This is a genomic window from Kineosporia succinea (assembly GCF_030811555.1).
In the GTDB taxonomy this organism is placed as follows: domain Bacteria; phylum Actinomycetota; class Actinomycetes; order Actinomycetales; family Kineosporiaceae; genus Kineosporia; species Kineosporia succinea.
The window spans coordinates 4,583,192-4,604,751 of the sequence record NZ_JAUSQZ010000001.1; the positions used below are offsets into that span (position 1 = coordinate 4,583,192).

At 71.0% G+C, this 21,560-nt stretch carries 17 protein-coding genes; 6 read left to right on the plus strand and 11 right to left on the minus strand.

Annotation, left to right across the window (positions count from 1 at the left end):
• The first annotated feature begins 17 nt into the window (after positions 1–17).
• Both qcrA and qcrB read left to right on the plus strand, forming a co-directional pair.
• Positions 18–1,055 (plus strand): cytochrome bc1 complex Rieske iron-sulfur subunit, encoded by a 1,038-nt coding sequence (gene qcrA / locus J2S57_RS19950; protein ID WP_307245217.1) that lies wholly within the window; start codon positions 18–20, stop codon positions 1,053–1,055.
• Positions 1,052–2,719: a cytochrome bc1 complex cytochrome b subunit gene (gene qcrB / locus J2S57_RS19955; protein WP_307245219.1), complete on the plus strand. Its 1,668-nt coding sequence runs from the start codon at positions 1,052–1,054 to the stop codon at positions 2,717–2,719. The genes qcrA and qcrB overlap by 4 nt, the downstream gene beginning before the upstream one ends.
• 667 nt (positions 2,720–3,386) lie before the next feature.
• Here qcrB and J2S57_RS19960 read toward each other — a convergent pair.
• The gene (locus J2S57_RS19960; RefSeq protein WP_307245221.1) at positions 3,387–5,219 is read right to left on the minus strand and encodes a DEDD exonuclease domain-containing protein; all 1,833 of its coding nucleotides are present in this window, start codon (positions 5,217–5,219) and stop codon (positions 3,387–3,389) included.
• A 591-nt stretch (positions 5,220–5,810) separates the two neighbouring features.
• Here J2S57_RS19960 and J2S57_RS19965 point away from each other — a divergent pair.
• Positions 5,811–6,059 carry a hypothetical protein gene (locus tag J2S57_RS19965; RefSeq protein WP_307251168.1) on the plus strand — a complete coding sequence of 83 codons (249 nt, stop codon included), beginning with the start codon at positions 5,811–5,813 and terminating at the stop codon, positions 6,057–6,059.
• A gap of 311 nt (positions 6,060–6,370) precedes the next feature.
• Positions 6,371–7,579 (plus strand): C40 family peptidase, encoded by a 1,209-nt coding sequence (locus J2S57_RS19970; protein WP_307245223.1) that lies wholly within the window; start codon positions 6,371–6,373, stop codon positions 7,577–7,579.
• Positions 7,580–7,652: 73 nt separating this feature from the next.
• Here the strand turns inward: J2S57_RS19970 and J2S57_RS19975 are convergent, their stop codons facing one another.
• The gene (locus tag J2S57_RS19975) at positions 7,653–8,426 is read right to left on the minus strand and encodes a metallophosphoesterase family protein (protein WP_307245225.1); all 774 of its coding nucleotides are present in this window, start codon (positions 8,424–8,426) and stop codon (positions 7,653–7,655) included.
• Between the two features lie 91 nt (positions 8,427–8,517).
• Between J2S57_RS19975 and J2S57_RS19980 the strand changes: the two genes are divergently transcribed.
• A complete protein-coding gene (locus J2S57_RS19980) occupies positions 8,518–9,384 on the plus strand; it encodes a hypothetical protein (RefSeq protein ID WP_307245227.1) in 867 nt (288 codons plus the stop codon).
• A gap of 77 nt (positions 9,385–9,461) precedes the next feature.
• Positions 9,462–10,592, plus strand: a complete 1,131-nt coding sequence (locus tag J2S57_RS19985) for a glycosyltransferase family 4 protein (protein ID WP_307245229.1) — start codon at positions 9,462–9,464, stop codon at positions 10,590–10,592.
• On the opposite strand, the gene J2S57_RS19990 is transcribed toward J2S57_RS19985, so the two are convergent.
• From J2S57_RS19990 to J2S57_RS20030, 9 genes are all read right to left on the minus strand, one after another.
• Positions 10,582–12,123: a glycosyltransferase family protein gene (locus tag J2S57_RS19990; protein WP_307245231.1), complete on the minus strand. Its 1,542-nt coding sequence runs from the start codon at positions 12,121–12,123 to the stop codon at positions 10,582–10,584. The genes J2S57_RS19985 and J2S57_RS19990 overlap by 11 nt on opposite strands.
• Before the next feature lie 125 nt (positions 12,124–12,248).
• On the minus strand, positions 12,249–12,467 hold the full coding sequence (locus J2S57_RS19995) for a Flp family type IVb pilin (protein WP_307245233.1): 219 nt from the start codon (positions 12,465–12,467) through the stop codon (positions 12,249–12,251).
• A 339-nt stretch (positions 12,468–12,806) separates the two neighbouring features.
• Entirely contained in the window at positions 12,807–13,055 is a 249-nt protein-coding gene (locus J2S57_RS20000; protein ID WP_307245235.1) for a Flp family type IVb pilin, read from the minus strand.
• 201 nt (positions 13,056–13,256) lie between these two features.
• A complete protein-coding gene (locus tag J2S57_RS20005; protein ID WP_307245237.1) occupies positions 13,257–13,913 on the minus strand; it encodes a response regulator transcription factor in 657 nt (218 codons plus the stop codon).
• Entirely contained in the window at positions 13,910–15,649 is a 1,740-nt protein-coding gene (locus J2S57_RS20010; protein WP_307245239.1) for a sensor histidine kinase, read from the minus strand. Before J2S57_RS20010 ends, J2S57_RS20005 begins: the two co-directional genes overlap by 4 nt.
• A 307-nt stretch (positions 15,650–15,956) precedes the next feature.
• Positions 15,957–18,245, minus strand: a complete 2,289-nt coding sequence (locus J2S57_RS20015; protein WP_307245242.1) for a hypothetical protein — start codon at positions 18,243–18,245, stop codon at positions 15,957–15,959.
• A gap of 6 nt (positions 18,246–18,251) precedes the next feature.
• Positions 18,252–19,181, minus strand: coding sequence for a type II secretion system F family protein (locus J2S57_RS20020; RefSeq protein WP_307245244.1), 930 nt, complete (start codon positions 19,179–19,181; stop codon positions 18,252–18,254).
• On the minus strand, positions 19,181–20,173 hold the full coding sequence (locus J2S57_RS20025; RefSeq protein ID WP_307245247.1) for a type II secretion system F family protein: 993 nt from the start codon (positions 20,171–20,173) through the stop codon (positions 19,181–19,183). The genes J2S57_RS20020 and J2S57_RS20025 overlap by 1 nt, the downstream gene beginning before the upstream one ends.
• Before the next feature lie 4 nt (positions 20,174–20,177).
• Positions 20,178–21,545 (minus strand): TadA family conjugal transfer-associated ATPase, encoded by a 1,368-nt coding sequence (locus J2S57_RS20030; RefSeq protein WP_307245249.1) that lies wholly within the window; start codon positions 21,543–21,545, stop codon positions 20,178–20,180.
• Positions 21,546–21,560: the final 15 nt, after the last annotated feature.

Here is a 21,560-nt window from a genome sequence, read left to right on the forward strand (position 1 = left end):
ACGAAACGGGTGGGACGATGAGTACGAACGACCCGGACGACGAGGGCAAGGAGGTCGCCCGACACGAGGGCGACCTCCCCTCCAAGTTCGAGAACCCCGGCCTGCCGGCGCACCCGCACCGGCTGACCGACGTGGACCCGAAGACGGCCCGCCGGGCGGAGCGCCAAGTGGCGTTCCTGTTCCTGCTGTCGATGGTCGGCACGCTCGTGATGATCGTCGGGTACTTCGTGGTCAAGATGGACCACGACCTCGGCTTCGTCGCGTACCTCGAGCGGCTCGAGCTGTCGAACAAGGTCCTCGGCATCGGCATGGCGATCTCGCTGCTCGGCATCGGCGTCGGCGCCGTGCACTGGGCCAAGACGCTCATGCCGGACGAGGAGAAGATCGACTACCGGCACCTGCAGCGCGGTTCCGACGAGGAGCGCACCGAGGCCGTCGAGAAGCTGGCCACGGGTGTGGAGGAGTCCGGCTTCGCCCGGCGTCCCCTCATCCGCAACACGCTGCTCGGCGCCATGGCGCTGTTCCCGCTGCCGGGTGTGCTGCTCTTCCGCGACACCGGGCCGCTGCCCGGCCGCGACCTGGCCGAGACGTTCTGGAAGGCCGGCGACCGGCTCATGCTCGACCCGGAGGGTGGCCCGATCAAGGCCTCCGACATGGTCCTGGGCGCCGTCGCGCACATCCTCCCCGAGGGCATCGAGGAGTCCGAGCACCCGCTCAACGAGAAGGCCAAGGCCGCGGTCCTGCTGATCCGTCTCGAGGAAGACCTGCTGGCGCCGGAGTCGATCCCGGGCTCCTACGCCGGCATCGTCGCCTACTCGAAGATCTGCACCCACATGGGCTGCCCGGTGGCTCTGTACGAGCAGCGCACGCACCACCTGCTCTGCCCGTGCCACCAGTCGACCTTCGACCTCACGCAGAACTGCAAGGTCATCTTCGGCCCGGCCAAGCGCGCCCTGCCTCAGCTGGCGATCACGGTCGATGACGAGGGATATTTGGTGGCCAAGGCTCCGTTCTCCGAGCCCACCGGACCGAGTTACTGGGAGCGGTCGTCATGAGCGAGGGCGCACTCAACAAGGCCGGTGCGACCACCGGCAACTGGCTCGACGAGCGTCTCGGCGCGTCGAAGATCGTCAACGGCTTCTCGCGCAAGATCTTCCCCGACCACTGGTCGTTCATGCTCGGTGAGATCGCGCTCTACAGCTTCGTGATCCTTCTGCTGAGTGGAACGTTCCTGACGTTCTTCTTCGTTCCCAGCGCGGCCGAGGTCGTCTACGACGGCCCGTACACCACGCTCGCGGGCCAGCACGTGTCCGAGGCGTTCGACTCGACGATGCATATCTCGTTCGAGGTCCGTGGCGGTCTGCTGATGCGGCAGATCCACCACTGGGCGGCGCTGATCTTCGTCGTCTCGATGATCGTGCACATGTTCCGGATCTTCTTCACGGGCGCGTTCCGCAAGCCCCGTGAGATGAACTGGGTCATCGGCATGATCCTGGCGATCCTCGCCGTGGTCGAGGGCTTCCTGGGCTACTCGATGCCCGACGACCTGCTCTCCGGCAACGGTCTGCGCATCGCCCAGGGCATCGTCCTCGGTATCCCGGTGGTCGGCTCGTACATCAGCTACTTCCTGTTCGCCGGGGGCTTCCCGGGCGAGGCGTTCATCCCGCGCTTCTACGTGCTGCATGTGCTGCTCATCCCGGCGATCATGCTGGCGCTGATCACGGTCCACCTGATCCTGGTGGTCGTGCACAAGCACACGCAGTACCCCGGCCCGGGCCGGACGAACAGCAACGTGGTCGGCTTCCCGCTGTTCCCGATCTACACGGCCAAGGCCGGTGGCTTCTTCTTCATCGTGTTCGGTGTCACCGCCCTGATGGGCGCGCTGTTCACCATCAACGCGATCTGGGTCTACGGGCCCTACGACCCGTCACCGATCGGTGCCGGCGCCCAGCCCGACTTCTACATGGGCTTCCTCGACGGCGCCGTCCGGATCATGCCCGGGTTCGTGGAGTTCGAGATATGGGGCCATACGGTCTCGCCGAACATCTTCCTGCCCACGCTGGTGCTGCCGGGTCTGCTCGTGACGCCCGCGCTGCTCTACCCGTGGATCGAGGCGTGGGTCACCGGTGACAAGCGCGAGCACCACCTGCTCGACCGCCCGCGCAACGCCCCGACCCGTACCGCGCTCGGTGTCATGGCGATCACGACGTACACCCTGCTGTGGATCAGTGGTGGTAACGACGTCATCGCGACGCACCTGCACCTGTCGATCAACGACATCACGTACTTCCTGCGTGGTGCCGTGTTCATCGTGCCGGCGCTGGCCTACGTGATCACCAAGCGGATCTGCCTGGGTCTGCAGCGCAAGGACCGCGAGAAGGTCCTGCACGGCCGGGAGACCGGCCGGGTGTTCCGGACCGAGGAGGGCGAGGTCTTCGAGCTCCACGCCCCGCTCTCGGCCACGGACCGCTGGCTGCTCGTCGGCTTCGAGTCGCCGGAGCCCGCCCAGGCCCTCTCGGCCACGGACTCCTCCGGTGTCCGGCGCCCGGGCGGTCGTCTGGAGAAGGTGCGTCAGAAGATCAGCAAGTTCTACTTCGAGGACCGGGTGGCCCCGGTGACCCCGGCCGAGCTGGCCGAGGCCCACCACCACGGGCACCACGAAGAGATCTCGGCCAGCGGTGGTGGCGACGACAGCCACGCCGTGGGTGCGGGGCACTGATCACCTGAGCCGTTCCGGCTGAGCCTTCGAGGGCCGGCATCCATCCGATCGGGATGGGTGCCGGCCCTCGGGTTTTTGGCGGCTCCTCAATGACGGACGCGGTGAGCACCGCTCCCTTCCCGGTGCCCCTCCCGGGGGTGTCCAGGTGGCGTGGGTGCGCGATCCCTCGCCGGTTCCTGGTTCCCGGTTCCCGGTTCCGAAGACGCAGATGCCGTGCCTGTCGCGATGGCCCTCGTTCCGGATGTCGCCGGTGGCCGCTTGAGCTGTGGCCGCTTGAGCTGTGGCTGCTTGAGCTGTGGCTGATCGGCCGGTGGCCGGCTGGGTTCGTGATGTCGGCCGGCTCATGCGTGGCTGCCCCGTGGTGTTCTCTTCCGGGTGGGCCTCCGGCACCGTCTTCCGTGCCGACCGTGCCGACCGTGCCGACCGTGCCGACCGTGCCGACCGTGCCGACCGTGCCGACCGTGCCGACCGTGCCGACCGTGCCGACCGTGCCGACCGTGCCGACCGTGCCGACCGTGCCGACCGTGCCGACCGTGCCGACCGTGCCGACCGTGCCGACCGTGCCGACCGTGCCGACCGTGCCGACCGTGCCGTGCCGACCGTGCCGTGCCGACCGTGCCGAGCCGTGCCGAGCCGACCCGAGCCGACCCGCGGGCTGCCCCTGGCCTCAGCGGCCGCGGCTCGGGGTGATCGCCGGCTCATGGCGTGGGGCACCGGGTGTGGCTGCGCCCGAGGCTTTTTCGAGGAGCGCCCGGGAGTCGCGGATGTCGATCTCCTTGGGCAGCCGGTGCCGGGCCTGGGCCGCGCCGCGCACCGGCCAGGCCCAGGTGCCCTCGATCTCGACGAGGCGGGTGCCGGGCTGCTCGAGCCAGTTCAGCACGATCTCGGTCTCTTCGGGATGGGCGCTGGGATAAGGCACTTCGCGGGGTGTGACCACCTCGCCGGTGAGACTGAGCGCGTCGACGTAGGGCATCGGGTCGGCCCCGGCGGGGGAGACGGTGGTGCCGGCCAGGCGGCCGTGACGAACCAGGGCGAACTCCCAGCCGCCGTGCTCCTGACGCCGCGCGCCGATCAGGTGCGGGACGGCCGCGATCGGGGCCATCCGCTGGGCCCGGGCCGTGCCCCTCAGGTAGGACATCAGCCGGTCGCGGTGTTCGGCGGCCTCTTCGTAGCGCTCCAGCTCGGACAGCGACGTGGCCCGGCGCAGCGATGCCTCGACCACCTCGTCGGCCTCGCTCAGCATGGCCCCCCGCACCTGCTCGACGATGGCCGAGTAGCTGGGGATGTCGATGCCGCCGATGCACGGCGCACCGCAGCGCCCGATCTCGGCGAGGATGCACGCGGAGGCCTTCTTCGACGGCCGGCGGGGCAGTTTCGGGGTGCAGCGGCGCAGGTCGTAGGCCTCGTGCAGCGCCGCCACGGCGAGCTCGGCCTGCTCGCGCGAGGCGAACGGACCGGTGTAGGTGGCGCCGTCTGCCTGCACCTCGCGCACCACCGACAGACGCGGCCAGGCCTCGCTGGTGAGCTTCACCCAGGGCTTGCGCTCGGGGGCCTTGGACCGGCGGTTGTAGGGCGGGGCGTGCTCGGCGATCAGCCGCACCTCGCGCACCCGGGCCTCGAGCACGGTGGCGCAGGGGACCGGGGTGACCCGGGCGGCCCGCTTCACCATCTCGCGCATGCGGCTGCGCTGCTCGGCCGCGGTGAAGTAGTTGCGCACCCGGGTGCGGATGTTCACCGAGGTGCCGACGTAGAGCACCCGGTCTTTCTCGTCGCGGAACAGGTAGACGCCCGGACCGGTGGGCAGCCCGTCGGCGAGATGGCGCTTGCGGCGGGTGCTCTCGGGCACCTTGGCCGAATAGCCCCGCAGGTCGCCGAGGGTGGCGACGCCGAGCGTGCCGACGCGGCCGAGCAGGGCGTGCAGCACGTGCACGGTGGCCCGGGCGTCGTGCAGAGCGCGGTGGTCGGGCTCGATCGGGGAGCCGAAGAGCGCGGCCAGGGTGTGCAGTTTGCGGTTGGGCGCCTCGTCGCGACTGACGATGTGCCGCGCCAGCTTCACCGTGTCGATCACGGTGGGGGCGGGCCAGGGGTGGCCGAACCGCTCGCACGCGGCCTTCAGGAAACCCACGTCGTAGGGCGCGTTGTGGGCCACCAGCACACTGCCCGCGCAGAACTCGAGGAACGACGGCAGCACCGCGGCCACCGTCGGGGAGCCCGCGACCATCGAGTCGGTGATGCCCGTCAGCAGCGAGATGAAGGCCGGGATCGAGCTCTCGGGCCGGACCAGGGTCTGGAACTCGCCGAGGACCTCACCGCCGCGCACCTTGACCGCACCGATCTCGGTGATGCCGCCGTCGGCCGGGGCGCCGCCCGTGGTCTCCAGGTCGAACACCACGAAGGTGACGTCGGCCAGGGCCTGGGCGTCGACCCCGCTGGCGCCGGACACCACGAGTTCTTCGGGCCAGAGCGCCTCCTGAGTGGGCACGGGTGGTGTCGAGCTCATACGAGGACGGTATGCCCGGCCACCGACAGTCTTGGACGCGGGAGCCTCCGGGGGAGGTCCGAGGCCGCGAAATCAAGACTGTCGGTGGTCGCCCTTAGCGTCTGTGTCATCGGCAGAGAGCCGGTCGGGCCACGCGAACCATCCGGATCCACAGGGATCCACGAAAGATCCGTCAGGGCCCGCGAGCACCTTCGGAGGGGCACCATGCTGATCGACTGCGACTCCTGTGCTGTGCGCGGCCCGGCCTGCCGTGACTGCGTCGTCTCGGTGCTGCTGGGGGCGCCGGCGGTCCGGAACCCCGGCCGCACGCGCCATTCCGGTCCGGTGTCCCCGCCGGGTCGGGCTGTGGGAGAGCACCGGGACGGTCACCGCCGGGGGCACGAGGCAGAAACCGGTCACCACCTGAGCCACGAGACGGAAACTGCTCACCGCCTGGGGCACGAGACGGAAACCGCTCACCGCCCGGGGCACGAGCCGGAAACCGGTCACCACCTGGGCCACGAGGCGGAACTCGGTCACCGCCTGGGGCACGAGCCGGAGAGTGGCGTGGCCCCGGTGGCGGCGCGCGTGGGAGAGCGCGCGGGAGAGACGGTGCAACACAGGGTGGTCCAGGACATCGAGGCCGGCCACGCCACCATCGATCTCGACGCCCAGGAGCAGGCGGCCATCGCGGTTCTGGCCGGCGCCGGGCTGGTGCCGTCGCTGCGTCTGGTGGTGCGGCCGGTCGATCCCGACGAGGCCGGCGTCCTGAACTGGGACCACGAGCCACGTGATTCAGGTCGCACCGGTCGCCACGGTGATCACTCTGGGTTGCGCGCCGATCACCGTGCGGCGGGGTGAGTAATACCGGCCGTCACCAGGCGCAAAAGGGATGAAACCATCTAAGGGTAGATTTACTGAAGGTTAAGATTTCCTGTGTGATGTTAAGGGAGGTGTCGCTGAGGCGGGATCTACCAGCGGAGATAACGCTCCGCGCACCTGGGGCGGCAATGTGCTGGCTTTGGTAGGGGTGTCCGAGCCCGCTATGTTTCCTCCGTTCACAGACCGTTGTTGCGACCCCGAGGGCAGGATGCCGCGGGCGCGCAACTCGGCTCAGTCTCCGCCGCGACGATTCTCCCGTCGCGCGGGCACCAGAACGGAGAGCTCGCGCCTTGCGATCGGACGGTCCGACCACCGGCCAGCCCGCGGAAACGCGTGCGGCGGCCCAGAACTTCGAGGCGCGCGAGGATGTGCGCGACTCCGGGTCCGGCACCACGACGAGCACTCGCGTCGAGAACAGAACCACTGCCCCGCGGGGCAGTTCGTTCTTCCGCCGCCGCAACCCGGTCAACCTGCTGCGCCTGACCGGCTGGCGTCGCTTCGCCGGCGTGCTGGTGCCCCTGGCCCTGGCCGGTACGGCACTCTTCACGTCGCCGACGGCCTCGGCGGTGCCGAACCCGAGCGTCGCCGACGTCAAGAAGAAGGTCCAGAAGCTGAAGTCGGAGGCCGACACGGCCGCCGAGGACTACGTCGAGACCCGCGAGAAGCTGAAGTCGACGCAGGTCAAACTGAAGGCCGCGAAGAAGAACGTCGGCAAGCAGGAAGACCGCGTCAAGGTCCTCAAGAAGCAGGTCGGCCTGCTCGCGGCCGAGAGCTACAAGAAGGGTGAGCTGTCCACGCTGAGCGTGCTGCTCTCCGACGACCCCGAGGCGGCGCTCGCCAAGGCGGGTTACCTTCCCACGCTCTCCGCCCGCCAGAGCGGCGCCCTGAACGACCTGGCCGACGCCCAGCAGGCTCTCGTGGACACGCAGAAGTCCATGGAGAAGCAGATCCAGGTCATCAAGGCGTCCAACGTCAAGATGAAGAAGGCCCAGGAGACGGCGGACAAGAAGCTCGCCGCGGCCGAGGCCGAGCTGAGCACGCTCCAGGCCAGTGAGCGCGCCGAGGCCGAGGCCGACCCGAGCGGCGGCTCCGTGCCGGTCGGCTCCGGTGGCGGCGGCGGTGACTGCGCCAGCGGCATGGCGGCGGCCCCGTCCGCGGCGGCCAAGCAGGCCATCTCGTTCGCCTGCAACCAGCGCGGTCTGCCCTACGTCTGGGCCGCGGCCGGCCCGAGCTCGTACGACTGCTCCGGCCTCACCATGAAGGCCTACGCGTCGGCCGGTGTCTCGCTGCCGCACAGCTCCCGCATGCAGGCCGGTTACGGCACCTCGGTCAGCAACGCCAACCTGATGGCCGGCGACCTGGTGTTCTTCGGTTCGCCGATCAACCACGTGGGTATCTACCTGGGCAACAACATGATGGTGCACGCCCCGCGCACCGGTGACGTCGTCAAGGTGGCCAGCCTCTGGACCACCCCGGTCGCCGCGGCCCGCCTCGGCTGACCGACCGTTCCACCCGCAAGCCGTTCCACCCGCAAGCCGCTTCACCCGCAAACGGCCCTGACCTCGCGAGAGGTCAGGGCCGTTCTGCTTGGGCGTCGGCCATTTTCCGCATCACCGCCAGCGCCTCGGCGTCCGACGGAACGGCCAGCAGGTTCTCGGCGACGAACTCCGCGAGACCGGGATAGCCCGCCGCCTCGGTGGTGAACAGCCCGGCCGCGGCGGCCAGGTCGTAGTCACTGCGCCGCAACTGCACCCCGGGTCCCAGTAGTGCCCAATAGGCGCCCGGGACACCGGCATACGGCATGCCGACGCTGCCCGGATTCACGAACCGGCGCCGGTCGGCCAGTCGGTCGAACGGCATGTGGGTGTGGCCGAGCACGACCGTGGGCTCGTCGCAGTTCGCGAACCCCCGGGTGAAGTCTTCGACGGGCGAGTCGACCAGCACGATCTCGGTGTCGTCGCGGGTGGTGGCGTGGCAGAACCGCACCGGCCCGAGCCCGTCGACCTCCAGGCTCACCGACAACGGCAGGTCGCTGACGAGCTCCCGCTGCCGATCGGTCAGCGCCCGGCCCGCGTACACGGCCGTGGCCCAGACCTCGTCGGGCATCGAGCCGGGAGCATCGGAACCGGCCCGCGCGGCGAGCATCTCGCGCTCGCAGTTGCCGTGCACCCAGACCGCCCGGTCGCCGAGTTGCTCCAGCCGGTCGAGGGTCGGGCCGGGCATCGGGCCCAGTGCGATGTCGCCGTTGAGCACATAGGCGTCGACGCCCTCGCGTTCGGTGTCGGCCAGCACGGCTTCGAGCGCCGGCAGGTTGCCGTGGATGTCCGCCAGGACCGCGACTCTCATGCCGTCGAGGATGCGGCCGGGCCGTGGCGGTGGGCAAGCGCATCTGCCCAGCGCGAATCCCGAGCGGTCAGCGGCTCGGTAACCTGGCCCGATGCGGCGTTCCGGGATCATCGCCGCCGCTGTCGTCGCCCTCGCCCTCGCCGTCGCGGTGATCACGCTGGGGCGGGCCGACCCCGACCGACCCACCCCGCGCCCAGGGGCGACGACCCCGGCGACGACCACCACGTCCACCATCGCCACCGAGGTGACCGCCACCTCGACCCGATGCCGCGTGACCGGGCCACCCAGCACGCGAACCCTGGTCGAGCAGCTGGCCCGGCTCTGCGTGAGGGCCGCCGGCACCGTCGACGACGCCTGGGGGAATTGGGGCAGCACCCCCACCCACCTGGTGGTCGCGGGTGACACCGACGAACTGGCGACCCTTCTCGACCGCGACAGCACCGCGGGCCTCGCCGACACGGCCGCCGTCACCGTCGGCGCCGACGACGCCCCGGCCGATGCCGTCTACATCAACGGCCCCGCGTTCGACGGCCTCAGCGACCTGGGCCGCGAGGTCGTCCTCACCCACGAGCTGGTGCACGTCGCCACCCGTGCCACCGGCGACTCGGACGCGCCCTTCTGGCTCGAGGAGGGGTACGCCGACTACGTCGCCTACCGCGACACCGGGCTGTCCGCGCACGACATCGCCGGTGACGCGCTCGCGGCCCCGTTGCCCACGCGGCTTCCGCGGAAGCCGGACTTCGACGCCGCGGGCGCGGGCGCGTCCGTCGCCTACGGACGCTCCTGGGCCGCGGTCACGCTGCTCGCCGAACGCTCGGGTGGGGTCGCAGAACTACGGACGCTGTACCGGACGGCCGCTCACGACGGGACAGACGAGGCGCTGGGGGAGGCCGAGTTCGCGGACGTGGCGGCCTTCGTGAAGGCGTGGCGGGCCCGGATCACCGAGCTCAAGCGATAACAGGCCGACGTCGCCGGGATGGTTTGCGGGAATCGCGGCCTCGGGTGGCAGAGTTGGGTCGTGCGCAGGATCGAACCGTGAGCGGACGTACGCTCGTCATCACCAACGACTTCCCGCCCCGCGCGGGGGGAATCGAGTCGTTCGTGCTGGCCATGACCAAGCGCTTCCCACCCGGGCAGGTCGTGGTGCACACCAAGCGGCAGAAGGGCGACCGGGAGTTCGACGCCCAGCTCGACTTCCCGGTGGTGCGCGACCCCTCGCCGATCATGCTGCCCACCCCCGCCATCACCCGGCGCTCCATCGAGATCGCGAGGGCCGAGGGCTGCGACCGGGTCTGGTTCGGCGCGGCGGCCCCGCTCGGGCTGATGGCACCGAAACTGCGCGCGGCCGGCATCGAGCGGCTGGTCGCCACGACGCACGGGCACGAGGTGTGGTGGGCGGTCGTCCCCGGCACCCGCGGCCTGATGCGGCGCATCGGGCGGCACGTCGACGTCCTGACCTATCTCGGCGACTACACCCGCAAGCGCATCGAGCCGTCGCTCGACCGGTCCGCGCTCACCCGGTTCGTGCAACTGACGCCAGGCGTCGACGAGGTCACGTTCCACCCGGGCGTCGACGGCTCGACGGTGCGCGCGGAACTCGGGCTGGGCGACCGGCCGGTGGTGGTCTGTGTGTCCCGCATGGTCGCCCGCAAGGGGCAGGACGTGCTGGTCGAGGCGCTGCCGCGGATCCGCGAACGGGTGCCCGGCGCGGCGCTGCTGCTGGTCGGCGACGGGCCCTACCGCTCCGAGGTGGAGCGCCGGGTGCAGAAGGCCCGGCTCGGCGAGCACGTGTTCGTCACCGGGAAGGTGCCCGGCGAGCGGCTTCCCGAGTACTACGCGGCCGGCGACGTGTTCTGCATGCCCGCCCGTACCCGGATGGGCGGGTTCGACCTCGAGGGCCTGGGCATCTGTTACCTCGAGGCCGCCGCGACCGGGCTGCCGGTGGTGGCGGGCGACTCCGGCGGGGCTCCGGACGCCGTGATCGAGGGCGAGAACGGTTACGTGGTGAGCGGTACCGACGTGCAGGCGGTGGCCGACCGCTGCTCCGAGCTCCTGCTCGACCGGGAACTGGCCGCGAAGCTCGGGCAGCGAGGCCGCGAGTGGGTGCTGGAGAAATGGCGCTGGGACGACCTGGCCGTGAAGCTCCAGAAGTGGCTCAGGCCCTAGCGGTCTCCGACGAACCCGGGCCGGTCTCCGCGGACCCCGGGCCGGTCTCCGCGGACCCCGGGCCGGTCTCCGCGGAACCCGGGCCGGTCTCCGCGGGAGTGACCGCCGGCGTCTCCGACTCGTCGGTCGTCTCACCGTCGGGGGCGGGGTAACGCGCCGCCGCGAACGAGATGATGACGAGTGCGGCCACCAGCCAGTACTGGTTGTAGAAGGCCTGCTTGTTCACCAGGTTCGCGGCGAACAGCACCACCGCGGCCCAGCGCAGCACGTTGGCCAGGTCGGGCTGCTGCCGGTGCACCCGCACGACGGCGGTGCCCAGGGCGATCAGCACCACGGCGCCGGTCAGGTAGAACGGCGGCGTCCAGTCGAGCTCGTTGATCGCGGCGATGAACCAGGTGTTGGCGAACACCAGCGGCTGGAAGTTGATCAGCATCGTCACCGTGTCGTGGATCATGTCGGCCGGTGAGGCGATGAACCAGGGCAGCATGAACACCCCGGCCAGACCGGCCGTGCCGACCGCGCGGCGCCAGCCGAACACCGGCCAGACCGCGAGCACCGGCAGCAGCACGGCGAGGTGCTGCTTGCTGGCCAGACCCAGCGCCAGGCAGATCATCGCCAGCACCATCCGGCGGCGGCGCACCGCGAGCGCCCAGCCGGCCAGGCAGGCCATCAGCAGCGGTTCGGTCCAGGCCTGCTCGACCTGGGTGGCGGTGCCGGGCAGGACCAGCAGCAGACCGGCGGCGCCGGGACCGACCAGGTTGCGCACACTCATGCGGCCCGGCTGCGTGGAGGCGCCGGAGCGGCCCAGCCGCATCACCGCGAGCGCGCCGAGCAGGGTGACGACGAGCAGGGCCCAGCGCACGTCACCGGCGAGCCAGCGCCCGGGGGCCAGGAGCAGTCCGGTGAAGGGGAGGTAGGTGAACGCGTCCTGCACGCCGGGGGAGTCGCTCCACTGCTGCGAGTACATGTTCTTGCCCTCGAGCAGACCGTCGGCCGCCTGCTGCAGCGTGACCCAGACGTCGATCTTGGGGGAGGGGTCCCAGTGGATGAGCAGGGCCCCGGCCACGACGTAGAGCACCGCCGTGACGCCGAGCGCGACGTGGGCGGCCAGCACCTTGCGCTGCGCGGTGGAGACGGCGATCCCGGCCGCCAGCACCAGGGCCGCCGCCGCGTAGAGCGCCCGCACCAGCCAGCCCTGGTCGGACGTCACGTAGGTCCACGGCCGCATGGTCAGGTGCACCACGGCGATCAGGACGAGGGTGGTGGAGAGAGCCCCGCCGATCCACACGACCGGGGAGCCGGGCCGGGCCCGGGCCGCGGGAGCCGAGGCACGGCGCCGGCTGCCGGAGACGGCCCAGGCGGCGAGGAGGGCACAGAGAACGGTGTAGATGACGATGATCCACACCCGGTAGCGAACAACACTGTGCGTAGCCACCGCCGTTCCGACGGTCAGCAGCAGAAGCGCGACCACGGTGCTGAGCGGGGAGCTGCGGAGCAGGGAATCGCGGGCGGGGGGATCGGCTGGAACCATGCCGTCCAGCTTAGGGGGAGGGTGTGTCGGCCCCCGTACGCGAAGGATCCGGTCACCGGTCCGAAACTGGTTCGGGGAGCCTGGGGTGACCGGATCGTCGGCGGGACAGCCTGCGGGGAGGCGCTTTACGGGGTGGTGGCCTCGCTGGGGTCACAGTTCGGCATCGTCTGCCGGTTCTCGATGCAGTTCGAGGTGCCCTGGAAGGTGTTGCTGATCAGGTTGCCGAAACCGAAGACCACGGCGACGATCACCGCGGCGATGGCGGCGACCATCAGCGCGTACTCGACGGCGGAGGCGCCTGCGTCGCCGGCCCGGCGCGAGACCCCGCGGATCCGGGAAATCATGCGTTCCTCCTCTGGTTCCGGCGCGGCTGCGGACCGTGCCGGGTGTTGCCCCCCGTCACTGCCTACACACTGACACACGGCGAGTGTGACTTTCGGTCATCTCGGGAATGATCGGCTGAACACCCGATCAGTAGTGGGAGAGCCTTGATCAGGGCTTAACAGCCGCCTGATTCGGCCTCTTTCGGAATTCACCGGAGCCCCTCGGGAACCTCGTCCGAACGCCGGTCGGTACTGCCGGAAGACCGGCAGAAACGCGGGAAACCCGGAAGCCTTCGTGGCTTCCGGGTTTCCTGGTGACCGGCCCTCTCCCCGCACGACCGGGCCGGTCGTGGTGCAGGTCTAGTTCTGGGTGCCGGTCCCCGTGCCGGTGCCCGTCTCCGTACCGCAGTCGCTGCTGGTGCCCGCTTCGGTGACGCCGGCGGCGAAGGAGGTGCAGGTGTCCCTGAACGTCCGCTGGACAATGGTGCCGAGACCGAAGACCACGGCGACGATCACCGCGGCGATGGCGGCGACCATCAGGCCGTACTCGACGGCAGACGCGCCGCGGTCTTTCGTGTCGGACATCACCGTGCGGAGGTGGGTGAGCATGCGGATCCCTTCCTGGGTGCTCTGAGGGGTGCTCGGTGGGTCAATCCCTCCGAAGACCTGCCCAGCGTGCCAGTTGGGTCGCGGTGTGTACTCAAGGTGCGAAAGGGATCATGAGAAGAGAGAGCCCCAGTTCTCGTCCGAACGGGCGAGAACTGGGGCTGGTGTGACGAAAACTGGTGGAACCGAAGGGGACTGGAGTGATCAGCGTCGCTTCGCGTCGTCCACGAGACCGAGCCGGACGGCCGCCATGACGGCCTGTGCGCGGTTACCCGCACCCAGCTTCTCGTAGATGTTGGCCACGTGCGTCTTGGCCGTCGACTCGCTGATGTAGAGCCGCCGGGCGATCTGCGCGATGGCCAGGCCGTCGACCAGCAGGTCGAGCACTTCCCGTTCCCGCGGAGACAGTTTCGGGCCGGCCGGGGCACTCATCCGGCGCTGCATGGCACCGGCCAGGTCGCGCGCGGTGAAGGCCCGCGGGTTGGCCGCGGCGTGCCGGGCGGCCGCGACGACCTCCTCGGCCGGGGCGTCCTTGCCGACGAAGCCCGAGGCCCCGGCGTCCAGGGCGGCGAAAACCTGCTCGTCACCGGCATACATGGTGAGGACCACGATGCCCATCGCCGGGTTGTTCGCCCGGACCTGGGTCGTCAGCGTGATCCCGTCGCCGTCCGGAAGACGCACGTCGGTCACGAGGACATCCGGCCGGAGCCGCTCCAGGGCGTTGAGCGCGTCCGCGACCGAGGCCGCCTCGCCGACGACCTCGATGTCACCCGCCCGGTCGAAGGCCCTGCGCAGACCCTCCCGGATCAGCTGATGGTCGTCGACGAGCACCACCCGGAGGTTCGCCGTTGCGCTGGTCAATTAGTCACCTCCTGGTCGGCCCGGACGTGTGAGGCCGTCCGGGACCTTCTTGTGTTGTGTGGATGAGGACTGACGGGACTGATGGTCGGGATGCCGTGCGGGTCGGTGAGCGCGACACGCGTCACCGCCGGACGGGCCAGGTGCCGCGGCTCGAACGCCGCGGTCTCGGTGCCGAGGCCGACCTCGACCAGCGTGCCCCCTTCGGGGCCCGGGCCGACGTGCAGGTTGGCGCCGATCCGGCGGGCCCGTTCGCGCATCCCCTGGATGCCGAAACTGTCGGCCCGGCCCGGTTTCAGGCCCCGGCCGTCGTCGATGACGGTGATGTGGGCCCGGGGCGGCTCGACGGTCACGGTGAGCCAGAGGTTCGTGGCCTGCGCGTGCCGCCGGACGTTGGTGATCGCCTCCTGAACGATTCGCAGGAGCTCCACCTCCACGGTGATCGGGAGCCGCTTCGGCGACTCGTCCATGGACAGATGGATCGCCAGGTCGGACTGGGCGGCGATGCGCTGGGCGTGCTCGCTCAGTGCGGCGCCCAGGCCGACCGTGTCGTTCACGCCGTGGCGCAGGTCGAAGATGCTCATGCGCAGGTCGGCCACCATCGCCTGGAGCTGCTCGCGCACGGTCATCACCTGCTTCGCCACGGTCGGGTCGGAGTTCTGCCGGATGTCGTCGAGCGCGTAGCCGACCGACGCCAGGTCCTGAGCGATGCCGTCGTGGATCTCGCGGGCCAGGCGCATGCGCTCGTCGGTGGTGGCCAGGCGGCGCACGTCGTCGAAGAGCATGGCCGAAGCCAGCCGCGGACCGGACTGCTCGATCACGGTGCGGCAGCTGCGCAGCGACGCCGCGTCGAGCCCGGTGGCGGTGATGACCAGCACCAGCGCCACCACCCGCTCGCCCATCAGCACCGGGATCGCGGCGAAGGAGCGGCCCGAGGCCTCGCGCTTGACCGGCTGGGCGCTGACCCAGGCGTCTTCGATGGTCAGCTCGGCGGCCTCCGGCGGCTCGTGCCCGGACAGCGAGACGAACCGGCCGCCGGTGGAGCGCACCAGCACCACCGCGTCGGCCTGCGGGACGACCGCGCTGATGTCCTCGGCCAGGGCCGTGGCCAGCGTGCGGGGGTCGAGCCCGAGGCTGAGTTGCCGCGCCACGACGTGCAGTTCGGACAGCAGCCGGTGCGCGTCGGCGTAGGCGGGCTCGCTGTCGGGGGCCACGTCGGAGCGCAGGCGGCGGATCCAGGCGCCCACCGCGGGCACCGCGACCAGGATGAAGACCCAGGCGAGCAGCGCGTTGTTGCGGTTCAGCTCGTCGATGCGGTTCTCGTTCGAGGTGATGATCGTGCCGCCGAAGGCGACCGTGGCGGTCGCGGCGGCGGCGAGGCCGGCGACCAGGCCGGTGGACAACCCGGCGATGAAGAGCGGGATCGTCAGGTAGGGCAGGAAGAGCAGCCCGCTGGTGCCCATGCCGCCGATGATCACCGACGCCGAGAGGGTCTCGGCGAGCGCGGGGATGATCGGGGGCACCGCCCGGGGCAACGGCAGTGAAGCCAGGGCCGCCACGCAGAACAGCATCAGGGCCGGGATCACCGCCTCGCGGGGCGACACGCCCTGCCCTTCCCCGCGGGAACCATCCGCCACGATCCCGAGCGCGACTGCGGTGCTCGCGAAGATCAAGATGATTCCGGCACGGATCACGAGAGGCAGGAAGATGCTCTTCACTCTCAGTTCCAGCACGGCCACGGTGACAATCTGCCACACGAGGGATACTCGTGGCTTGGGATCGTCCAATACGACCGTTAGATCCCCCAAGGTTTAGGGAATGTCACGAACCGATCTGCCGGGATAGGTGTACTGACGGTGGATTTGTTCTCGCTCGACGAGTGTCGTTCAGGGGCGCGCGGATCCACCGAACCGAGGGCTCAAGGTCTCGGACGGGGGAGACCCCGGCCGCCGAGAAGGTGACCGGCGAGTAGGGGAATCGAGGGTGAAGACGGCGAAGGGGCCGACCGGACAACGGTCGGCCCCTTCGGGGAGGTCACTCAGCGCATCAGCGGTCGGGCCCGGGCTCGGGTTCTCGTAGCGGCGCGAGAGCACGCGCCAGACGCCGGGTCTCGATCGCCTGGGCGAGCAGGACGGCCGATTCCCGTACGGGCGGGTACACGGCCGACAGGTCGCGGTTGGTGAACGGCTCACCCTCGTCGCCCCGGGCCAGCACCACGATGACGCGCACGTCGGGCACCGGCACGGCGAGCCAGTGCCGCCAGGCCGCGAGCGGGGCACCGGCCAGCTGCTGGCGCACGATGTCGGTGTCGTCGATCAGCACGGCCCGGCCCGCCGAGCCGATCTCGGTGACCAGCCAGTGCGAATCGTTGAGCTCCAGGCGGCGTTCCGGTGGACGCAGCCCGACTCCGCCACTGACCCGCCAGATCTCGCCGTCGGGTACGAGCACGGCGGCCGCGTCGGCGGAGGCCCTCTCGACCATGTCGTCGGCCAGCACCTGAGAGGTGTCGCTGACGCCGTAGAGCTCACCGGCGCGCTCGGCCAGCAGCCGGATCATCTCGCCGGTGCGCAGCGGGGTGTCGTCGTCGCGGCCGGCGACCAGCGAGGCGGCCTCGGCGTCGAGCCGGCGCTCGAGGGCGCTGACCGGGAAACCGTAGGGATCGGTGCGCGGGCCGAGCGGGTCGGTGACCAGACCCCGGCCGGGGGTGCGCGGCTGGCTGTCGGGCAGGCGCGAGCGACGCTGCAGCTTGCGCGGGCGGTCGCCCAGTCGCTGCATGCGCCGGTTGGCCGCGATGTTGCTGCTGTCGAGCGGGATGCTGCCGGTCTCGGGCGGCGGGGGCTGACGCCAGCGGCTCATCCGCAGACCCTGCGTGGACGGGCCCATCTGCGGCTGCCGGGTCGGCGGCTCGGAGAACGGACGGGCCACCGGGGTGGAGTACGACAACCCGGCGACCTGCGAGGGGGTGACCTCGATGGCGCCGGTCGGCGGGGGCGTGGGGCCCAGTCGCCGGTTGCGGTCGTGCTGCGGGAGGCTGCCGGCGGTGCCTTCCGGACCGGTCTGGCCGACCGGGCCCGGCTGACCCTGCTGTTGCTGCGCCAGTTCGGCACGGCGGGCGGCGATCTGCTGGCCGAGGCGGCCGGTGCTCGGGGAGAGCGGGCCGGTGGCCGGCGGGCGGGCCGTGGGGGTCTGGGCGTCGGCGCCCGGCTGCGGGTTCGCGGGGTTCGGGCGCGGGCTTGAGGACGCGTTGGTCGCGTGGGGTGCCGCCGCCGGCCCGGTCGTCGGGCCGGGTCGGTCGGGCCGGCCCGGTTTGGCGGACGGACCGGGGGCGTTCGGCTTGGCCACCTGGCCCTGGGCGCCGGTCTGGCTCTGAGCGTTGGTCTGGCTCTGAGCGTTGGTCTGGCCCTGGGCGTTGGTCTGGCCCTGGGGGTTCGGCCGGCCGGCCGCGTTCGGCTGCCCCGGCCTTGCCGGCTGGCCCGGCTGGGGCGCCTGGGCGGTCTGGGCCGCCGGAGCCGAGGGGGCGGACGGTTTCGCGGTGCCGGAACCGGCCGGGGACGGCTGAGCCGTCTTCGCCCCGGGCTGTGCCGTTTTCGCCCCCGCGGACGACGGATTCGCCGAACCGTCCGGGGACGACGCCGTTTTGGCCGCGCCGGTGGCCGGGCGGGTGGGAGCCGGGCCCGATGTGGCCGGGGCCTGACCGGGTTTGACCGCAGCCTGCCCCGGGCGGGCCGCCTGGGCCGCCTTCTGCACGGCCTTGGCCGCCGCGACGTCGGCCGGACCCTGGGCCTTTTCGCCCGGGGCCGCTCCACCCCGGGCGCTCTCGGGCCGGGTCTTCCCGCCCTGCGGGATCCCGGCGTTCGGGGCGGAGTCCGCACCTGGCTTCCCGGCCCCGGGCCTGCCGGACGTACCCGCGCCGGTGACCGACGCGTCCGCCATCGCCCTCTGCGCCGCGACCACCGGCATCGCACCGGTCGGATCGACCGTGACGTCGTCGGGATCCTCGTCGAGCAGCACGGCCACACCGCGGTGCAGCGCCTGCCGGGTGATCGGCAGCGGCACCACGTGGACGCCCTCGACCTGCTGGGCCTCGACCTGCTCCCACTCCGGCTGGTAGCCGGAGATCAGCATGACGGGGATGGCCTGCTCGTCTTCACGCAGGGAGTTGACGGTGTTGACCGCGAGCACGGGATCGCCCACGTCCAGCACCAGCACGTCGAAACCCTCGACCTCGGGAAGGTGCTGCTCCAGCTCGTCGGCGGAGCGCTCGTCGAACTCATGGAGATCGGAGAGCCGCATTCCGAGCGCGAGGGAACGCGAGATGATCAGCAGCCGCGCCATCCGCCCTCACACACCTCGGAACTGTTCGAAGATCTTGATCCCGGCCGGACCCATGACCACGATAAACAAGGCCGGCAGGATGCAGAAAATCAGTGGGAAGAGAATCTTGACCGGCACTTGCTGAGCCTTCTCCTCTGCCCGCTGGCTTCTCTTGACCCGCATCTCCTTCGACTGCACGCGCAGCACGTTGGCGATGGGGATTCCAAACGTATCGGCTTGAACCATAGCTGCCACGAAGATCCGCAACTCCTCCACATCCGTGCGATCGGCCAGGGCCCTCAGCGCGTCGAGCCGGCCGGTGCCCAGTTGCATCTCCTGGAGCACGCGGAACAGCTCCTTGGCGAGCGGCCCGTCACTGCTCCGGGCCACCTGGGCGAGCGCGGCGTCGAAGGCCAGGCCGGCCTCCACGGAGATGGTGAGCAGGTCGATCGCGTCGGGCAGTTCTCGCCGCACCAGCTCGGTGCGGTCGTAACCGACCTGGTAGATCCACAGGGAGGGACCGAACCACCCGAGGGCTGAGAGTCCGCTGAATGTGAGCAGCGTCCCACGGGCCCCTGCTCCGAACAGGGGAGGAAGGGCCAGCCCGAGTAACGCCCCCGTCACCAGCCCGAGGGCCTTCAGGCCGAGCACCCGGTCGACGTCCCAGCGCGGAGGGTTACCGGCCAGGTCCAGACGGGTGCGGATGCGCTCGATGCGCCCGTCGGTGGTGAGACGGCGCCCGGCGACCGCGAAGTGCCGCGTGAGGGGCGCGATCACCCGTTCGGCGAACGGCACCTCGAGTTCGGTCTGGCGCATCGGGGCCGGGGTGGCCCGGAAGTTCTCCAGCAGGGCCTGCCGGGCGCCGGCGTCACGGCGCTGCCGGTCGGCCAGCAGCAGGGCGGCGAACGCCCCGGCCAGCCCCGCGAACAGCACGACGAGCCCGATCGCCAGCAGCATCAGACGTCCACCCGGATCACCTTGGACATCCAGAACCCGCCCACGGCCAGCAGGACCGCGCCGAGGCCGAGCAGGCCCAGGCCGAGCGGCGTGCTGAAGAGCGGGTCGATGTACTCGGGGCGGGCCAGCATCAGGTACAGCGCGAACACCACCGGCAGCGCGGCCAGGATGATGCCCGAGAGTTTGCCCTCCGCGGCGAGCGCCGAGACCTGACGGCGCAGCCGCTCCCGCTCGCGCAGGGTGCCGGCCACCGAGGTGAGCAGCTCGGCCAGGTTGCCGCCGACCTCACGCTGGATCCGGATCGACATCACCACCCAGGAGAAGTCGCGGCTGCCGGTGCGGGCCGCGATCCCGTCGAGCGCGTCCTCGGCCTGCATGCCGAGCCGGGTCTCGACCAGCGCCCGGTTGAACTCGCCGCGGATCGGGGCGTGCGACTCGCGCACCACCGACTCCATCGCCTGCGGCAGCGAGTAGCCCACGGCCAGGCTCCCGGCCAGCAGCTGCAGCGTGTCGGGCAGCTGGGCCAGGAACTTCGCCTCGCGCCGGGCCTGGGCCGCCATCAGCACGCCCCACGGCACGGCCAGCCCGAGCAGCAGGCCGAGCACGGCGGCGGCCGGGCGGCCCCGGGAGACCACGGCGAACAGCAGCGCGGTGCCGACGGTGGCGGTGACGTGCAGCAGCATCCACTCGGCGGTGCGCAGCGGCAGCCCGGCCGACTCCAGCCGGCCGTCGAGCGCCCGGTCGAGGCGCCCGCTGCGGGCCACCCGGTGCATCAGCCCGACCGCCGAGCGGGTCAGCGGGCCGTCGCCGAGTGCGGACGCGGTGTCCTCGGTGACCGAGAGCGGCTCGGGGCGGCGGGAGGTCACCGAGTACACCGCGATGCGGCGCAGCACGGGTGACTCCGGGCGGCCGGCGCCGGTGAGGGCGCCGGTGGCGACGAAGATCAGGACGGCCAGGGCCGCGAACAGGAGGAACAGGCCGGTGAGGAGCATCCCCTCACCTCACGGAGCGCTGGTAGGTGCCGAACGCGCGCATGTCCACGTGCACGCCGGAGCGGGTCAGCTTGTCGAGGAAGACCGGGCGGATCCCGGTCCAGCGCAGCTCGCCGACCACGGCGTCACCGGCCCCGGAGTAGTCGAAGCGGAAGATGTCCTGCATCGTGATCACGTCGCTCTCCATACCCACCACCTCGGTCACCGCGGTGACGCGGCGCGTGCCGTCGGGGAAGCGGGCCTGCTGGATGATCAGGTCGAGGGCACTGGAGACCTGTTCGCGGATCGCCTTCACCGGCAGGTCCATACCGGCCATCAGCACCATCGTCTCCACCCGGGAGAGCACGTCCCGCGGGGAGTTCGCGTGCACGGTGCAGATCGAGCCGTCGTGGCCCACGTTCATCGCCTGCAGCATGTCGAGCGCGGCGGCGTCGCGGATCTCGCCGACGATGATCCGGTCGGGCCGCATCCGCAGCGCGTTGCGCACCAGCTGGCGGATCGAGATCTCGCCCTTGCCCTCGATGTTCGGCGGGCGCGACTCCAGGCGCAGCACGTGCTGCTGACGCAGCTGCAGCTCCGCCGCGTCCTCGATGGTGACGACCCGCTCGGTCTCCGGGATGAAGCCCGACAGCACGTTCAGGGTGGTGGTCTTGCCGGCCCCGGTGCCGCCGCTGACCAGGATGTTCAGCCGCCCCCGGACACACGCGGCGAGCACCTCGGCGACCGCCCGGGACATCGTGCCGAGCTGGATCAGGTCGTCCACCTCGAACGGGTCGGTGGAGAACTTGCGGATGGTGAGCAGCGACCCGTCCACCGCCAGCGGCGGGATGATCGCGTTGACGCGCGAGCCGTCCGGCAACCGCGCGTCCACCATCGGGCTGGCCTCGTCGACGCGGCGCCCGACCCGCCCGACGATCTTGTCGATGGTGCGCCGCAGGTGCGCCTCGTCGGCGAAACGGCCGTCCACCGGGAAGATCTGGCCCCGCCTCTCGACGTAGATCTGGTCGGGCCCGTTCACCATGATCTCGGTGATCTCCGGGTCGCGCAGGTACGGCTCGAGCGGGCCGTAGCCCAGGATGTCGTCGGCGATCTCCTGCGCGATGCGGGCCCGGTCGGTCACGGTCAGCGGGATCTGGTCGGCCTGCAGCGCCTCGGCCAGGCTGGCGCGCACGCGCTGCTCCAGCTCGGACTGGCTGAGCTGCGAGTCGTAGAGCTTCGGGCCCAGGCTCTCCAGCAGCCGCTGGTGCACGGTGCGGCGCAGCGGGGCGAACGGGTCGTCGGGCCTGACCCGGGTGCTCTCCGGCCGGGCCGGGTGCCGGGTGGTCTCGGTGCGCTCCAGCCGGGCCTGGGCCAGGCGGTCGGCCAGGCTCATCGCCGGAACCCCTCA